The 16,061-nt window shown below is 65.5% G+C and carries 9 protein-coding genes; 7 read left to right on the forward strand and 2 right to left on the reverse strand.

Going from position 1 to position 16,061, the window contains the following annotated elements; genetic code table 11:
* Positions 1-38: 38 nt before the first annotated feature.
* On the reverse strand, positions 39-941 hold the full coding sequence (locus tag KW076_RS01425; RefSeq protein ID WP_224355880.1) for a glycerophosphodiester phosphodiesterase family protein: 903 nt from the start codon (positions 939-941) through the stop codon (positions 39-41).
* 329 nt (positions 942-1,270) lie between these two features.
* Here KW076_RS01425 and KW076_RS01430 point away from each other — a divergent pair, with 329 nt between their 5' ends.
* The 7 genes from KW076_RS01430 (at position 1,271) to KW076_RS01460 (ending at position 14,574) form a co-directional block, all read left to right on the forward strand.
* Positions 1,271-2,404: a hypothetical protein gene (locus tag KW076_RS01430; protein WP_224355881.1), complete on the forward strand. Its 1,134-nt coding sequence runs from the start codon at positions 1,271-1,273 to the stop codon at positions 2,402-2,404.
* Positions 2,405-2,556: 152 nt separating this feature from the next.
* The gene (locus KW076_RS01435) at positions 2,557-5,826 is read left to right on the forward strand and encodes a helicase-related protein (protein WP_224355882.1); all 3,270 of its coding nucleotides are present in this window, start codon (positions 2,557-2,559) and stop codon (positions 5,824-5,826) included.
* Positions 5,819-6,475, forward strand: a complete 657-nt coding sequence (locus KW076_RS01440; protein WP_224355883.1) for a DUF4391 domain-containing protein — start codon at positions 5,819-5,821, stop codon at positions 6,473-6,475. Before KW076_RS01435 ends, KW076_RS01440 begins: the two co-directional genes overlap by 8 nt.
* Positions 6,472-8,445 carry a site-specific DNA-methyltransferase gene (locus KW076_RS01445; protein ID WP_224355884.1) on the forward strand — a complete coding sequence of 658 codons (1,974 nt, stop codon included), beginning with the start codon at positions 6,472-6,474 and terminating at the stop codon, positions 8,443-8,445. The genes KW076_RS01440 and KW076_RS01445 overlap by 4 nt, the downstream gene beginning before the upstream one ends.
* Positions 8,445-10,139 (forward strand): RNA/DNA-binding domain-containing protein, encoded by a 1,695-nt coding sequence (locus KW076_RS01450; RefSeq protein ID WP_224355885.1) that lies wholly within the window; start codon positions 8,445-8,447, stop codon positions 10,137-10,139. The genes KW076_RS01445 and KW076_RS01450 overlap by 1 nt, the downstream gene beginning before the upstream one ends.
* Before the next feature lie 175 nt (positions 10,140-10,314).
* Positions 10,315-13,389, forward strand: coding sequence for a type III restriction-modification system endonuclease (locus tag KW076_RS01455; protein WP_224355886.1), 3,075 nt, complete (start codon positions 10,315-10,317; stop codon positions 13,387-13,389).
* A gap of 84 nt (positions 13,390-13,473) precedes the next feature.
* Complete coding sequence (locus tag KW076_RS01460) at positions 13,474-14,574, forward strand: DUF3320 domain-containing protein (protein ID WP_224355887.1); 1,101 nt, start codon at positions 13,474-13,476, stop codon at positions 14,572-14,574.
* Between the two features lie 75 nt (positions 14,575-14,649).
* Here the strand turns inward: KW076_RS01460 and KW076_RS01465 are convergent, their stop codons facing one another.
* A complete protein-coding gene (locus KW076_RS01465; protein ID WP_224355888.1) occupies positions 14,650-16,020 on the reverse strand; it encodes an MGMT family protein in 1,371 nt (456 codons plus the stop codon).
* Positions 16,021-16,061 lie beyond the last annotated feature (41 nt).

Here is a 16,061-nt window from a genome sequence, read left to right on the forward strand (position 1 = left end):
CGTTTCCCGCACGAAAGCGCGGGGCGGCGGGTCGGGGGTCAGTGCTGGGGCCAGATCCCGCGCGTCGTGAAGACGTCGGCGAGGACGTCCGCGCGGTCGGTCATGATGCCGTCGACGCCGAGGGCGAGGAGGCGGTGCATCTCGTCCGGCTCGTCGATCACCCACACGTGCACGGGCAGCCCGGCCGCGTGGCAGCGCCGCACGAAGTCCGCGGTGACCACGCGGACGCGGCCGTGGCGCACGGGGACCTGCACGCAGTCGACGTCGAGGGCGTGGCGGGCCAGCCAGCGCGTGAGCCCCACCGGGCCGAGCGCCACCAGCGCCGCGATGGCGGCGGCCCCGCCCGGCGTCGCCACGCGGCCCGGGCCGAACGCGCGGTCCTCGTGGCCCAGCGCGGCGGGCGCCCGGCGGAACGCGCGGCGGCGCGAGTCGTGGAACGAGGCGACGAGGACCCGCTCCCACGCCTCGTGCTCCGCGAGCAGGCGGGCCATGGCGGGGGCCGCGGCGCGGTCCTTGAGGTCCACGTTGAGCCGGGCCTCGGGCAGGGCGGCGAGCAGGTCGGCGAAGCGCAGCAGCGGCTCCCCGCCGACGTGGACCTCGGTGAGCCCGTGCCACGTGTGCTCCTGAAGGCGGCCGCGGCCGGTGGTCACGCGCTCCAGCGTCTCGTCGTGGAAGACGACCAGCTCGCCGTCCGACGTCGTGCGCACGTCCAGCTCGAGGTAGGCGAAGCCGGCGTCGTGCGCGGCCTGGAAGGCGGCGAGCGAGTTCTCCCGCCCGACGTCGGCGCCCCGGTGCGCGAACCCCAGCGGCCAGCCCTCGCGCCCGGGGGCGGAGTCGGCGAGGTAGGCGGGGGCGGGGCGGGCCGGTGGAGGGGTGGAGGAGGGTCCAGAAGAGGGTGGGCGGATGCTGGACGCCGCGAGAGATCCCGAGCTGTCCTCCATCTGGCCGTTATGAGGCGTGAAATCGCCCTCATAACGGCACTCTGCAGGACAGCTCGGACAGGGAACGGCCATCTGCAGGACAGCTCGGGCACCATTCGGGGACCGAGCGGACCTTGCGCGCATCGAAGGCGAGACGGACGGTTCCCTCGCGATGGCGCACGATGGGACGCATGGGGGATGACAACGCACGCATGATCCGACGCTTCCGCAGCAGCTCGACGAGGCGCCCGCTCCACAGGTCTCTGACCCGCCGCGGCACCCGATCACGCAGGAGGCTCCACACCGACGATCGGGTGTCATTGCCTCCGAGTTCCGTCGCAGGGTTGTTCGTGGTGCCCTTCTTGGCCACGCATCTCTTCGCTTGGGGACTCTTCGCTTCTGTCTATCTGATCGCACACCCGGGAGGCGATTCCGTCTTCACCGCCTCCATGTGGAGATTCACCACCGATGTGGCGGTGAACGCCGGTCTGGCCATGGAGGATTCGCTCCTGGCCCTGACCTCCACGGGCGTGACCGTGACGGTCGCCTTGTACATTCCGGTGGCAGCCGGGCAGTTGGTCAGCCCCCGAGGCGGCGGTGAAACCCAGCGTCGCCTGGGAAGCCTCGCTCTCGCGACGTCGGGTGTGTTCGCGGGTATCACGACGGGGGCGTACATCGCATCGATGACCCACGGGGCCCACCCGGCATCGATGATTCCCGAGCTCCTCCTCCAAGGGCTCATGATCGCCCTGTCGCTTCAGCTGGGAACGCATCTCTTCGACGATCGGGAGGAACTGCGATCCCGCTTGGAGGACGACGAACGCAGACTCGAGATGCAGCTCAGCGACGCCGCCCTGAACTCGCTGTCCGACGACATCCGAGGAAAGCTCGGCGGTGACTTCACTCTCCCTCCGACGCGCCAGTGGGCGAAGGCCGCCCGCACGCTGACCCTCCGACGAATCCTGCGTCTGCTCATCTGGGTCTTCGGCTACCTACTGGCCGGTGCATTCCTCGGCGCGTTGACGTTCGCGTGCACCTCTCTGACGCTGGAGCGCGAATGGGATGCCAGGACCCTTGCTTTGGGCGCGCTCATCGGGATCTACGCGCATTTCGCAAGTGGGATGATCACCTACCACGACCAGTCCACTCCAGCCTTGAGATGGCTGGTACGAGCCATGGGAGCCACCATCTGGCTCTTGTTGCTCGCGACTGGTCTCGTGCTCCTGTCCGCATCGCCCTCGCAAGGCAGCGCTTCCTTGGGCACCGCGGTGCTCGGAGTCATCCATGTCCTGTGGCGGCGTAGGTCACCGGGCGAACAAGGTCTGCGGCTCTCACCCTTCATGCTGTCCCATCGCATCAACACGACCCTCGCTGAAGAAGCACTCACCAGCGTGTGGTCCAGGCAGCTTCACGCCGGCATCCTGCCGCGTCCCCTTCTCGGGACGACCTGCCGGACTTCGCCCTTGAGGGATGCTGCTCGCTGAGCACCCCTCACCCCAGCAGCGTGGACCGCTTCCCGGACCAGCTGACGGCCAGGACGTGGCGGGCACCGCGGCCAACACTCCCGTGTGGCATCGCTGTGCAGAGTTCTCCTGACGACTATGGTCGACACAACGGCCGTCAGGAAGGTTGGTCCATGAAGTCGATCGACAACGTCAACGTGAAGCTGGGCGACGACCTCAAGGCGGAGATCACCGCCGGGTCCAAGGTCCGCATCGCCGCGTCGGCGTTCTCGATCTACGCGTTCGAAGCCCTCCGCGAGGAACTCGAGGGCCTCGAGGAACTGCAGTTCATCTTCACAGACCCGGCCTTCTCAGCGTCCTCCATCGACGGCACACCTCGGCGGGAGCACCGCCGGTACTTCATCCCCCCGTTGGACATCGAATCCTCGCTGACCGGCACCGAATTCGAGGTGCGGCTGCGCAACCGCCTCACCCAGCGGGCCATCGCACGCGAATGCGCTGACTGGGTGCGCCGCAAGGTCCGGTTCCGTTCCAACACGTCCGGCAAGGGCATGCAGCCGATCATCGGGGTGGGTGACGACGCCGCGTACCTCCCGGTGCAGGACTTCTCCACGTCCGCGCTGGGCTACGAAGCCGGCGGGGCTCTGTCGAACGTGGTGGGGAAGTTCGAAGGACCCCTCGAGGCCGCCGGCCTGCTGACGGTGTTCGACCAAGTCTGGAATGACCCCTCCGCGCTCGAGGACGTCACCTCGACCGTGCTGGAACGCATCGAGCAGGTCTATGCCGAGAACTCTCCCCGGCACATCTACTTCCTGATCCTCAACAGCATCTTCTCGGACTTCCTCGCGGACCTTTCGGAGGACGCGCTTCCCAACGATCGCACCGGCTACCGCGAGACGAAGGTGTGGCGGGCGCTCTACGATTTCCAGCGCGACGCGGCCGAGAGCATCATCCAGAAGCTCGAGACCTACAACGGGTGCATCCTGGCGGACAGTGTGGGCCTCGGAAAGACGTTCACGGCGTTGGCCGTCATCCAGTACTACGAGAAGCGCAACAAGTCGGTCCTCGTCCTCTGCCCCAAGAAGCTTGCAGAGAACTGGACCACATACAACAACAACTACGTCACCAACCCGTTCGTCGAGGACCGCTTCAACTACGACGTGCTCGCCCACACGGACCTGTCGCGCACGCGCGGCGAGTCTCTGGGTGTGCGGCTGGACCGGATCAACTGGGGCAACTACGACCTGGTGGTGATCGACGAGTCCCACAACTTCCGCAATGCCACCTACGGTGAAGACCGCGACACGCGGTACCAGCGCCTCATGGAGAAGGTGATCCGCGAGGGCGTCCGCACCAAGGTGCTCATGCTCTCGGCGACCCCCGTGAACAACCGGTTCAATGATCTGAAGAATCAGCTCCAGCTGGCCTATGAGGGCGAGGAGGAAAACCTCTCTCAGCATCTGAACCTCTCCACCACGATCGACGGGGTGTTCCGTGGCGCGCAGGCCGCCTTCAACGAGTGGTCCAAGCTCCCGGCTGAGGAGCGCACACCGGGCCGAATCCTCGGGATGCTGGACTTCGACTTCTTCGAGCTGTTGGACGCTGTTACCATCGCGCGCTCGCGCAAACAGATCCAGCGGTTCTACGACACCGCGGCCATCGGGGCGTTCCCCACGCGGCTGCCTCCGCTCTCGCTGCAGGAGCCGCTGTCGGAGGACAAGTCGGTCCCGAGCTACAACGACATCTTCGAGCAGCTCCAGGCGCTCAACCTGGCCGTGTACACGCCGCTCGCGTTCGTCCACGCATCCCGCCGATACAAGTACGAGACGGGCCCAGGCGAAGAGAACACGGACAACTTCCGCTCCGGCCGCGGTCAGGCCGGCCGCGAGACCGGCCTCAAGCGGCTGATGACCGTGAACCTGCTCAAGCGCCTGGAGAGTTCGGTCCACGCCTTCCGCAAGACCCTGGTGTCCATCGAAAGTCAGGTGGACGCCCTCCACCGCCGCCTCGAGTCCGAGGCCCTTGGCCCGCTGCGCGTCGACGCCCCGGCAGTGGAGGAGGACATCCTCCGCGAGGACGACGACGTCGCCGAGGCCCTCTTCGCGCTCCCCGGGGACCTGGAACTCGATCTCAACGACGTGGACGTGCTGAGCTGGACGTCTGCGCTCTGGCATGACCGTGAGACGCTGCGTGAGTTGATCGGGGAGATGGACAAGATCACCCCCGAGCGCGACCTGAAGCTGCAGCGTCTGCGCAGGCTCATTCGGGACAAGGCGACGTCACCCCTGAACGAGGGCAATCGGAAGGTCCTGGTGTTCTCGGCTTTCGCGGACACAGCCGACTATCTGTATGAGCAGCTGTCCCCCGCCCTCTCTGCGGCCGGCCTGGAGACCGGGATCATCACGGGTGGCTCCCACAGCGCGCGCAGCACGCTGGACGGAGCCGTGGACTTCCAGACGCTCATGACCCTGTTCTCTCCCGTGTCCAAGAACCGGTCCGCGCTGATGCCGGAGGAGACGCGCGAGGTGGACGTGCTGATCGGCACGGACGTAATCAGCGAGGGCCAGAACCTGCAGGACTGCGACTTCCTCGTGAACTATGACATCCACTGGAATCCCGTCCGGATCGTCCAGCGGTTCGGGCGCATCGACCGCATCGGCTCCACGAACGAGCGGATCCAGCTGGTCAACTTCTGGCCGGACATGGACCTGGATGCCTACATCCAGCTCAAGGACCGGGTGGAGAACCGCATGGTGATGGTGGACGTCACGGGGACGGCGGATGACAACGTGCTCACCCCCCAGCAGGAGCAGGACGCCGCCTACCGGACCGCGCAGCTCAAGCGCATGCGTGAGGAGGTGGTGGAGCTGGAGGACACCCAGGCGGGGGTGTCCATCACGGACCTGGGGCTGAACGAGTTCCGCAGCGCGCTGATGGCCTACGTGCGGGAGCACGGGGACCTCACGCGGGCGCCTCGCGGCCTGCACGCAGTGGTGCCCGCCGACCCCGACGCGGGCCTGCCTGCGGGCGTCATCTTCGCGCTCCACAACCTCCAGGCGGATCCCGCGATGCACCGGGGGAATCGGCTGCATCCGTATTACCTCGTGTACGTGGGCGAGGACGGCGCCACGGTCCTGGAGCACACGAAGGCGAAGCCGCTCCTGGACCTGCTGCGCTCGGCCGCGGAGAAGCAGTCGGTGCCGCTGGCCGACGCCGTCCGGGCCTTCAACACCGCCACGGCGGAGGGCACCGACATGGCCGCCTATTCGGCGCTCCTCACGCGCGCCATCGAGTCTATGGTGGAGGCGGATGAGGAGCAGGACGTCGCGAGCTTGTTCACGGCGGGCCCGACGACGGCGCTCACCTCCGCCATCCGAGGCCTGGAGGACTTCGAGTTGATCGCGTTCCTGGCGGTGGTGGACACGGCGGGCACCGATGCCTGACGTCCTGTATGCGTGGCCTTCGGCCGCTCGCGTCGGTCGGCGCGTGCCCAAGGAGTCCTTGTACGGAGCAGGCCACGTCTCCCCGGCGGTGCGAGAGCTGTTCGTGAGCTCGGTGGACCGGATCACGTGGGACTACAAGCTGGCCGGGGGGACAATCGGCATCTCCGGCACGCCGGAGGTGCCGGAGATCCAGGTCTTCAGAGTGCGGGCCAAGGGCGACGACGTGCCAGACCAGGTGCTCGCCGCCATTGACCGGGCGGTACAGCAGCCAGTCTTCTTCGAGGTGACGCGCGGGCTGGACGACGCCGAAGTGCGGTTGGGGGCGACCTACAAGATCGCCGGCTCGGCGCCGGCCGCCGAGTACGCCCGCACCGCCTGGCTGCCGGCGTGCGCGCCGCGCCGCCCGATCCCCACCGGGGTGGACATGGCTCAGGTGTACGCACAGGTCCTCCGGCCTCTGCTGGGCGTACGCATGGAACCCGGGGAACGGCCGCAGGCGATCGCGGCACGACTGGTGGCGCTGCGGGAGCTGGAACGGCGGCATGCAGCCGTGGCGAGCAGGCACAGACGAGAACGGCAGTTCAACCGCAAGGTGGAGCTGCGCAAGGAACTCAAGGGGATCGAGCAGGAGATGGAGCAGTGGAGATGAGCATGGACAAACTGCGGGGCACGTCCCCAGACCTGACCCAGGATAACGTGGCCCGTCTTGCGGAGCTGTTCCCCACGGTGGTCACGGAGGCCCGAGACGAGGATGGCCAGGTCACCCGTGCCGTGGACTTCGACCTGTTGCGTCAGGAGCTCTCCGATCACGTGGTGGAGGGCCCGCAGGAGCGGTATCACCTGGACTGGCCGGGCAAGCGCGCGGCGGCGTTCGCGGCGAACGCCCCGACTACGGCCACCCTGCGGCCGGACCGTGAGGAGTCCGTGGACTTCGACACCACGAAGAATGTGTTCATCGAGGGCGACAACCTCGAGGTGCTCAAGGTGCTGCAGGAGTCCTACCTGGGCAAGGTCAAGATGATCTACATCGACCCCCCGTACAACACGGGCAACGACTTCGTGTACGCGGACGACTTCGCAGAGTCGACCGCGGACTACCTTCAGCGCTCAGGCGAAATCGACGACGACGGGGCGCGCCTGCGAGCGAACCCGGAGACCAACGGCCGCTTCCACAGCGACTGGCTGAGCATGATGTACCCGCGGCTGAAGCTGGCGAGGAACCTGCTCACCGAAGACGGAGCGATTCTTGCGAGCATCGGGGAGAGAGAAGTTTCCAACCTCCGTGCAATCCTAAATGAGCTTTTTGGTGAGACAAACTTTGTGGGAGAACTGGTTTGGGAGAAGAAGAAGAAGGGGGCATTTCTGTCCTCCCATGTGACAAATGTCAAGGAGTATATCCTCGTGTTCTGCAGGGACCGGAGCTCGTTCGGTGGATTGATCGGGGAGGTCACTCACGCGGCAGAAACATATCCGGTCATCAAGAGCACGAACAGTCGAGGGATCCGCACTATTCCGGCGGGAATTGCATCCAACTATAGCGAAAGAGACCATGAGGTTGGCGCGGGAACACGTCTCACTTCTGGAAATATGGAGATGATCCTCCTTAGTGACCTGATTATCCGCGACGGGCGCCTGGCCCATGACGTTGAGGTGGAGAGCAATTGGATCTACTCGCAGACACTGATTGACCAGTTCTCGCTTTCAGGGGACCTCTATATAACGCGTGACCTATATATACGCCGCCATGTTCGCGAGCCTCGCACCAAGATGCTCAAGGACCTGCTAATGATGCGCGGGGAGAGCACATCGGGCTCAACGTTCACACTGGAACCATCGCTTCATAGCGATGGGTGGGGAACTAATGAAGATGCATTTGGCGAGCTCCACAGTATTCTTGGTGAGCAGAATCTCATGGACTTCCCAAAACCATCGAAGCTCATAGCAAAACTAATCCGCAGTGTAACCTGGGCCGATTCCGATGCAATCATCCTGGACTTCTTCGCGGGCTCCGGGACGACCGGACAAGCTGTCACCCAGCTGAATGCCGCCGACGGTGGCCGCCGTCAATATCTTCTGGTGCAGCTCAACGAGGCTGCTGAAGAGTCATCTGCATTGCGACGGGCAGGATTCTCGTCGATATCGGCCCTGTCCCGTGAACGGCTCCGCCGGTCCGCGGCCGCCGTTCGCGAGACCTCGGGCACCGAGAGACTGGACCTCGGCTTCCGCGCCTTCCGCCTCGACGCCTCGCCCTTCGTCGAGCGGAATCACTCCGCGGACAGCATCACGCCGGACATGCTTGCCGAACTGGAGAACCCCGTGCTCGCGGACCGGAGCCCGGAGGACCTCCTCACCCACGTTCTCCTGGCCTGGGGACTCGACCTCTCCGCCACCATCGAGACCGTCTCCCTCGCCGGCGAGGAGGTGTACGACGTCGAGGACGGCGCACTGCTCGCAGCCCTGGGGTCCACCGTGTCCGACGAGCTCGCCCACGCGATGGCAGAACGGCATCCGGACCGTGCTCTGTTCCTGGACTCCGGCTTCGTCTCAGACGCGGCCCGGATCAACGTGGAGCAGATCTTCCGCGAGGTCTCCCCTGGTACGGACGTCAAGGTGCTGTGATGTCATCCCCGGAACGAGCCGGTGCCGGGACGGCCAACGGCACCGCTGACGCACTGCTTGATCGACTGCTTCACGAATGGGAGCACGAGACGGCCGAGTTCAAGACAGCGGAAACCAAGTACGATCGCGACAAGCTCGGCAAATACGTCTCCGCACTGAGCAACGAAGCGCGTCTTCGTGACTGCTCTGCCGGCTGGTTCGTCCTGGGAGTGGATAACACACGCACCGTCGTCGGGACCGCAGCGTTCTCTCGGGAGGGGCAACTCCTCGAACTCTCACGGCGAGTGGCAGAGGGCATCGACCAGAACCTGACCGTTCGACAGATCCATGAAGTCGAGCGCGCAGGCAAGCGCGTGCTGATCTTGGAAATCCCCCCTGCTCCAAGGGGAATGCCGGTGTCGTGGCAGGGGCACTTCTATGCCCGCAATGGCGAGAGCCTGGGCTCTCTCTCACTGGACAAGCTGGATGAAATCCGCGAGGCCTCCCACCAGCCGGATTGGACCAACACCCTGATCCCCTCCGCTCGTTTGGAAGATCTGGACCCGGATGCCGTCGCTCGGGCACGCCAGGGATTCCACGAACGCCATTCAAGGATCCCCGTCGAGGAAGTGGAAAGCTGGAGCGATCACGAGTTCCTCGAACGCGCCCGGCTCATGCGATTGGGTCAGTTGACCCGTGCCGCGGTCCTCCTGCTCGGGGGCCCCACGGCCGCCAGCCTCCTGGAAGACCACCCCGGACAGCTCACCTGGCAGCTGAAGGGCGAGCAGGAAGCATACGAGCACTTCTATCCGCCGTTGCTCCTCAGCGTCGGCGACCTGGCCACGCGGATCCGCAATGTGAAGCTCCGTCTGATGCCGCCCGACGAACTGATCTATCGAGAGGTCGGCAAGTACGAGGACACCAGCATCCTCGAGGCCCTGTACAACGCCGTCGCTCACCAGGACTACCGACGCCACTCACGGATCCTCGTCGTCGAGCACCCCGACCGACTCGAGATCACCAGCGTGGGAGAGTTCTTCGCCGGCGCGCCCGAGGACTACCTGGTCGACGCGCAGCCTCCTCGGGCATACCGAAATCCGGCCCTCGTCCAGGCGATGCAGACCCTCAACCTCGTCGATCAGATGGGCTACGGCATCCACCGTATGGTGAGCGCCCAGATGCGGCGCTTCATGCCGCTGCCGGACTACGATCTCACGCGAATCGGTGAAGTCACGCTGACGCTCCACGGCGCCGTGATCGACGAACGCTTCTCTCAACTGCTGATGGCACGTCGAGACCTGCCGTTCGAGAGCGTCCTGGCCCTGGATCGAGTGCAGAAGGGGCTGGCGATCACCGCAGAAGCGGCTTCACACTTGCGCCGTCAGGGACTCGTGGAGGGGAAACGTCCGCGCTTGAGGATTTCCCCGAGTGTCGCTGCCGAGACCCAGGACATGGCGGCCTACGTCCGGACGCGGCCTCAGTCGGATGCCCACTACACGCGGTTGTTGATCGACTATCTGACAGCGAACGGCGGGTCAGACCGCAAGGGCATCGACGCTCTGCTGTCGCCACTGCTGAATCAGGCCCTCGATGAGAACCAGACCCGGAACAAGATCTCCAACCTCCTGGCCAAGCTACGGAGACAGGGCAGGATCAAGAACATCGGGTCACGCCCCCAGCCACACTGGACCGTCGTCGGGGAGGCCGGGCCATAGCAGTTCGACCACCGACCGGCCCGACGAGCATCGACGCCAAGCTATCTATCGCTATCCATGGCTATCCAAGGGACCGGCGCACGGATCGCCCCGATTCTCCGCCAGGTTCCGCGGCAGCCGGTCAACGATGCCTTAGATATCCACAGCCTCCCGTACGCATGGAAGGGGTCTCCGCATGAAACTCCAGTTCTCCACGAAGCAGTACCAGACGGACGCCGTCGCCTCCGTCGTCGACGTCTTCTCCGGCCAGCCCCGGGATCCCGGTCCCCAGTACCAGATCGATCCCGGCCGTCGAGCGTCCACGGGTGAGGACGCAGCCGTCGCGCTCACCGGATACAGGAACGCAGAGATCGCCCTGTCCTTATCCGCCCTGCTCGAGGGCATCCAGCGGGTGCAGCGCGCGCAGAACCTCCCGGTCTCCACCAGGCTCGCCACGTCGGCGGCCGCCCCGGGGCGGCCCAACCTGGACGTGGAGATGGAGACGGGCACCGGCAAGACCTACGTCTACATCAAGACCATGATGGAGATGCACCGGCGGTACGGCTGGACCAAGTTCATCGTCGTCGTCCCCTCCGTGGCCATCCGAGAAGGTGTGAAGAAGACCTTCGACATCACCGCCCAGCACTTCCAGCAGGAGTACGGCACCCGGCCCCAGACCTTCGTGTACGACTCCAGCCGGCTGCACGAGATCGAGGCGTTCAGCTCCAACGGCGGCGTGCAGGTGATGATCATCAACATCCAGGCGTTCAACTCCAGCAGCAAGGACAACCGCCGGATCTACGACGTCCTGGACGACTTCCAGTCACGCCGGCCCATCGACGTGATCTCCGCGAACCGCCCCATCGTGATCATCGATGAGCCCCAGAAGATCGGCGCAGCGAAGTCCCTCTCCTCGCTCGCGAACTTCAACGCGCTCATGGTGCTGCGATACTCCGCCACCCACGAGGTGGACCATGACAAGGTGCACCGGCTCGATGCCCTGGACGCCTTCAACCAGAAGCTCGTGAAGCGCATCGAGGTGCGGGGCCTCACCGTGCGGGGCCTGTCCGGCACCACCGCATACTTGCACGTCTCGGACATCGAGGTCCGGCAGGGCAAGAACCCCCGAGCCCGCGTGGAGACCGAGATGCAGTCTGCGGCCGGGACCATCCGTCGCAAGCTCGCCTGGGTCACCAAGGGAACCAGCTTGCATGACCTGTCGGGTGGGTTGGAGGCCTACCAGGGACTGACAGTGGTGGACGTGGACGCCCGCCGGAACGTCGTCGAACTGAGCAACGGCGACCTGATCGAATCCGGGCAGCTCGCCGACCACGACGTCACCGAGGACACCAAGCGGCGCATCCAGATCCGAGAGGTGATCTCCGCCCACTTCCACCGCGAGCGCGAGATGTTCCGCCGAGGCATCAAGGTCCTCTCGCTGTTCTTCATCGACGAGGTGGCGAAGTACCGCGACTACGACCGCGAGGACACCCTCGGCGACTATGCCCGCATGTTCGAGGAGGAGTACGTGGAGGCCAGGGACGCGGTGCTGGGTGAGCTCGAAACGGAGGACGACGCCGCCTATCGGGACTATCTCCGCCGCGACGAGGTCTCGGCCGTGCACGAGGGCTACTTCTCCGTGGACAATAAATCCCGCCGCATGGTGGACGGCAAGGTCGCCGGCCGCGGCGACGAGAAGGGTCAGTCCACGGACACGGACGCCTACGACCTGATCCTGCGGGACAAGGAGCGACTGCTCTCTCTCAAGGAACCCGTGCGCTTCGTCTTCTCCCACTCAGCCTTGCGCGAGGGCTGGGACAATCCCAATGTCTTCACCATGGGCATGCTCAAGCGCAGCGACAACGAGGTCTCCCGCCGTCAGGAGATCGGCCGCGGGCTCCGCCTCGCCGTGGACCAGCACGGCGTGCGCATGGACGACCCCGCCACAGTCCACGAGATCAACCGACTCACCGTGGTCACGGACGAGTCCTACACCGACTTCGTGACGGGCCTGCAGACGGAGATCGCCAAGTCCCTGAAGGGCCGGCCGCGCAAGGCCTCCGTCGCCTACCTGACTGGCAAGACGCTGACCACGCACGAGGGTGAGATCCTCACCCTCAACAAGGAGATGGCGGAACTCCTGCACCGGCATCTGATCCGCAACGGCTACGTGGACGACGACGACCTCCTCACCCAGCAGTACCTCAACGAGCGTGAGGCAGGGACCCTCGCCATGCCGTCGAACGAGAAGCTGCTGGGCGTCGTCGACTTCTGCTGGCCGCTGCTGGACGCCCTCCACACGGGCGTGGACATCGTGGAGCCCAGCCGTGCCATGAAGCGACTGCCCGTGAACCGGCACAACCTGGAACGGCAGGAGTTCCAGCGACTGTGGGAACGCATCAACCGCAAGGCCGTCTACCGCGTGCAGTTCGACTCGGAAGAGCTGGTACAGAAGGCCGTCACCGCACTGGACGAGAAGCTCCGCGTCACCGGCCTGACCTACACCGTGGAGACCGGCGTGCAAGGCGAGGACCTTGAGGCGGAGCATTTCCGCAGCGGTCAGGGCTTCACCTCGAGCGCCATCACCACCCAGAAGGAGAGCGCCACCTCCGGGTCCCGCGTCCGGTACGACCTGCTCGGGGAGATCGCCGAACGCACCACCCTGACGCGACGGACGGTCAGCGCGATCCTGCGCGGGATCCGGCCGGACACCTTCGCGGCCTTCCCCAAGAACCCCGAGCAGTTCCTCACCGAGGCCGGGAAGCTCATCAACGAGCAGAAGGCTGCCATGGTGATCGAGCATCTGGCGTACAGCCCGCTTGAGGACACCTACGACATCTCCGTCTTCTCCGAAAACCAGACCAGCCAGGACTTCACGCTTGCGAGCGAGAAGCTCGAGAAGCACGTCTACGACTACGTGGTCACGGACTCGGATGTGGAGAAGCGGTTCGTCACCCAGTTGGACGCCAGCACGGAAGTCGCCGTCTATGCCAAGCTGCCAGGCGGATTCACGATCCCCACGCCTGTGGGCGACTACAACCCGGACTGGGCGATCGCCTTCGACGAGGAAGACACGCACGTACGTCACGTGTACTTCGTGGCCGAGACGAAGGGCACGTCGAGCTCGTTCGAGCTGCGCGGCATGGAGGACGCCAAGATCAGGTGCGCGCGGAAGTTCTTCGACGCACTGAACCGCAAGAACGCCGGGGACGTGCGGTACGACGTCGTGACGGATTACAACGGGCTGATGGATCTGGTGAAAGGGGCTTGAGGGGCGAAGGGCATACCTTAACGTGTCCCACGTATGTGCTGTGCTTCATCCCGTCCATGCTTCCCGCGTCGAAAGGTCTGACCCATGCCCCTCACGCTGACCCCGAATGAGTCCGCCCAGCGCGCGCTTCATCTCATGGCCGCCCGTCTCGAACCCATCATCGCCCGCACCCTGGCCCCCCACCTGGGGGGACTCGAGTGGACGGCCTTTCTGGACGTGATGGACGACGTCAAGGGCAAGCCCTCCTACCCGTATAACCGGATGGACCCCCAGCCGCAGCTGCGCATCCTCACAGAACGCCTGGGCAACCTGGGCTACCCGTTCGGTGCCGGTCGGAGCCGCATGGTCTCTGCGCTCGGCAGCCAGCTGCGCATCGCTCGGAACATGGTGGCCCACAACGCTGAGATTGAGCCCCTGGACGCCTGGCGGGTGGCAGACGCGGCCTCCTTGCTGTTGGGTGAGCTCGGCGACGCGGAGGGAGCCCAGGAGCTCGCCGCGTGGCGCGACCAGATCCTCCGCCTGGACGCGCCCGCGGACGACGAGCCGGATCACGAATCCGGCGAGGACCTCCATGACGGGGAAGGCGGCGCGCAGGAGGCCGCCAAGGAGGTCACCGCCCCGGACGCCGAGGTCTTCCGGATCCAGACGAATGAGCCCTCACCCACCGTCGGCGCGGGCCTGAGGCATGAACGCCAGCCCTACGACCCGTGGATTCCGGGCGCCGCGGGAGAAAAGTCCGTACTCGACGGGGTGCGCTCCCAACACAACAAGGACCTCCTCCGCTCCGTGCTCGAGGAGATCGTGGAGCATGAGGGCCCCATTCACATCGACCGCCTTGCCACACTGGCAGGCCGCTCGTTCGGATTCGGGCGCCTGGAGACCAAGCGCAAGGACCTGCTCAAGCGGCACGTGCGCAAGTGCCCCGGCCTGCAGGTGAGGGGGGAGTGGGTGTGGGGCGACTCCGTCGACCCAGACCAGTGGACTGAGTTCCGACCTAATGACAGCACCTCCGAGCGCAAGTTCGTCGAGATCGCCCCACAAGAGCTGCGCAATGCCTCCGCCTTCCTGCGGACCCTCCACCCGAAGGATGACCAGGCGACGCACGAGCGTCGAGTGCTCCAGACATTCGGCCGCCGAAACAAGTCGAAGGCGATTCGCGAGCACCTCGCACGCGCTTTGGATTGAGATCGCCCGTGCGTAGTCCGATCAGTTAGGACGTTGGCCCCGCGCCCGCACGGCGCGGGGCCAGGGGAGGCTGCTTCATTCCCCGAGCGCGGCCTGCGCCACCTTCCATACGGACTCCAGCTCCGATGGCTGCAGCCTCTGGCTGGGGGCCGCCCGCCCACCATCGAACGAAATACCCTCAGCTTCGAGGACCTCCTGCTGAGTCCGGGTTTCCTGGGGGTCGCCCCAGGTGAACCCGCTGCTGACGGCACCATTGGCGTCAAGCACACGGTAGGCGTTTCGGCACAACGTGCAGGTCCGGAAGTGGCCACCGAGAGGCTGGGGAGCTGTACCGATGAGTCTCGCCACCTCTCCATAGGTAGTCCATCGGCCGGCTGGGAGCTCACAAAGAAGACGGTGCAACTGCGTCCAGTCGAACGCCCCGTTCTCGACGTCCCCGGCGAGCTCAGTCAAGGACATGCCGCTCTCGGTCACCCACCAGGCCGGGCCGCGAGGGCTGCGCGTGATACCTGTCGCCTCGCGCAGGGCCTGCTGCACGATTCTGCTCGGCCTGTACCGATTCCCGTCGAGCTCCCACTCCATCGGCTTGGTGGGGTCATTCCACCACGTGGCGCGGCCCCGTCGAGGGTCATCGGAGATCCAGTCCGCGATCGCCTCACGCGTCTCCGCGTTGACCTCCGTTGTCGGGACCAGAGTAAGAACCGTGCCATCGGGCAGAGTGCCAGCCTTGACGAGCCGCCTCACCGTGGAGGGACTCCGGGTGCTGCTCGTCCTCCGCGCGGTTGACTCCATCCGCATGGGCGAGACCGTGAACTCCTCCACGTCGGGGACAGGGAACAGTTGGGACACCGTGATCACGACGTCATCACCCCCCATGCGATACGCCTGCACCCGCTGCAGCGTGATGTCCAGCCCCATCTCCGTGAGCCAGACCACCGCAGCGGTCGTGGACCGCGTAAAGGCACCGGCCACCAGAACGATGCGGGGCCGCCGGAGCTGCTCCACATCCAATTCGCCGGCATGGTCCGTCAACGCCTCGCGCGCTTCCTCCTCAGAGACTGGGCGGTTCTCCAACCTTCCGAGCATGGCGGCATGCCATGCAACGAGCTTCTCCTCAGTAAAGCGGGACGCCATGGCGGCATACTTGATGGCCTGCATCTCCACGGTGTCCGGTGCGGCATCTCTCTTCAACTCCGCGAGGACGAGACACCCGCTCTGATCCAGCCCCAGGACGTCCAGACGGTCACGCTGACGGCCCCCATCCGCGTCTTCCCACCGATCGAACTCGAAGGCGACGATGCGGATGTCTTCCCCAAGGATCTCGGGGTGTGCGATGACCCACTCCTGCAGATCCTGCCGCTCCCGGAGCCCGGCCTCGGCGAATGAGACCGGTACCAGCGGCTCAGCGCCGGGACTCCCGATGCGGTACACCCGTTCGTGACTCATGAGCCGGCCCTCTCCGTGTCCGCTCTTTGTACGCTCATCTG

The organism is Micrococcus porci, from assembly GCF_020097155.1.
GTDB classification, from domain to species: Bacteria; Actinomycetota; Actinomycetes; order Actinomycetales; family Micrococcaceae; genus Micrococcus; species Micrococcus porci.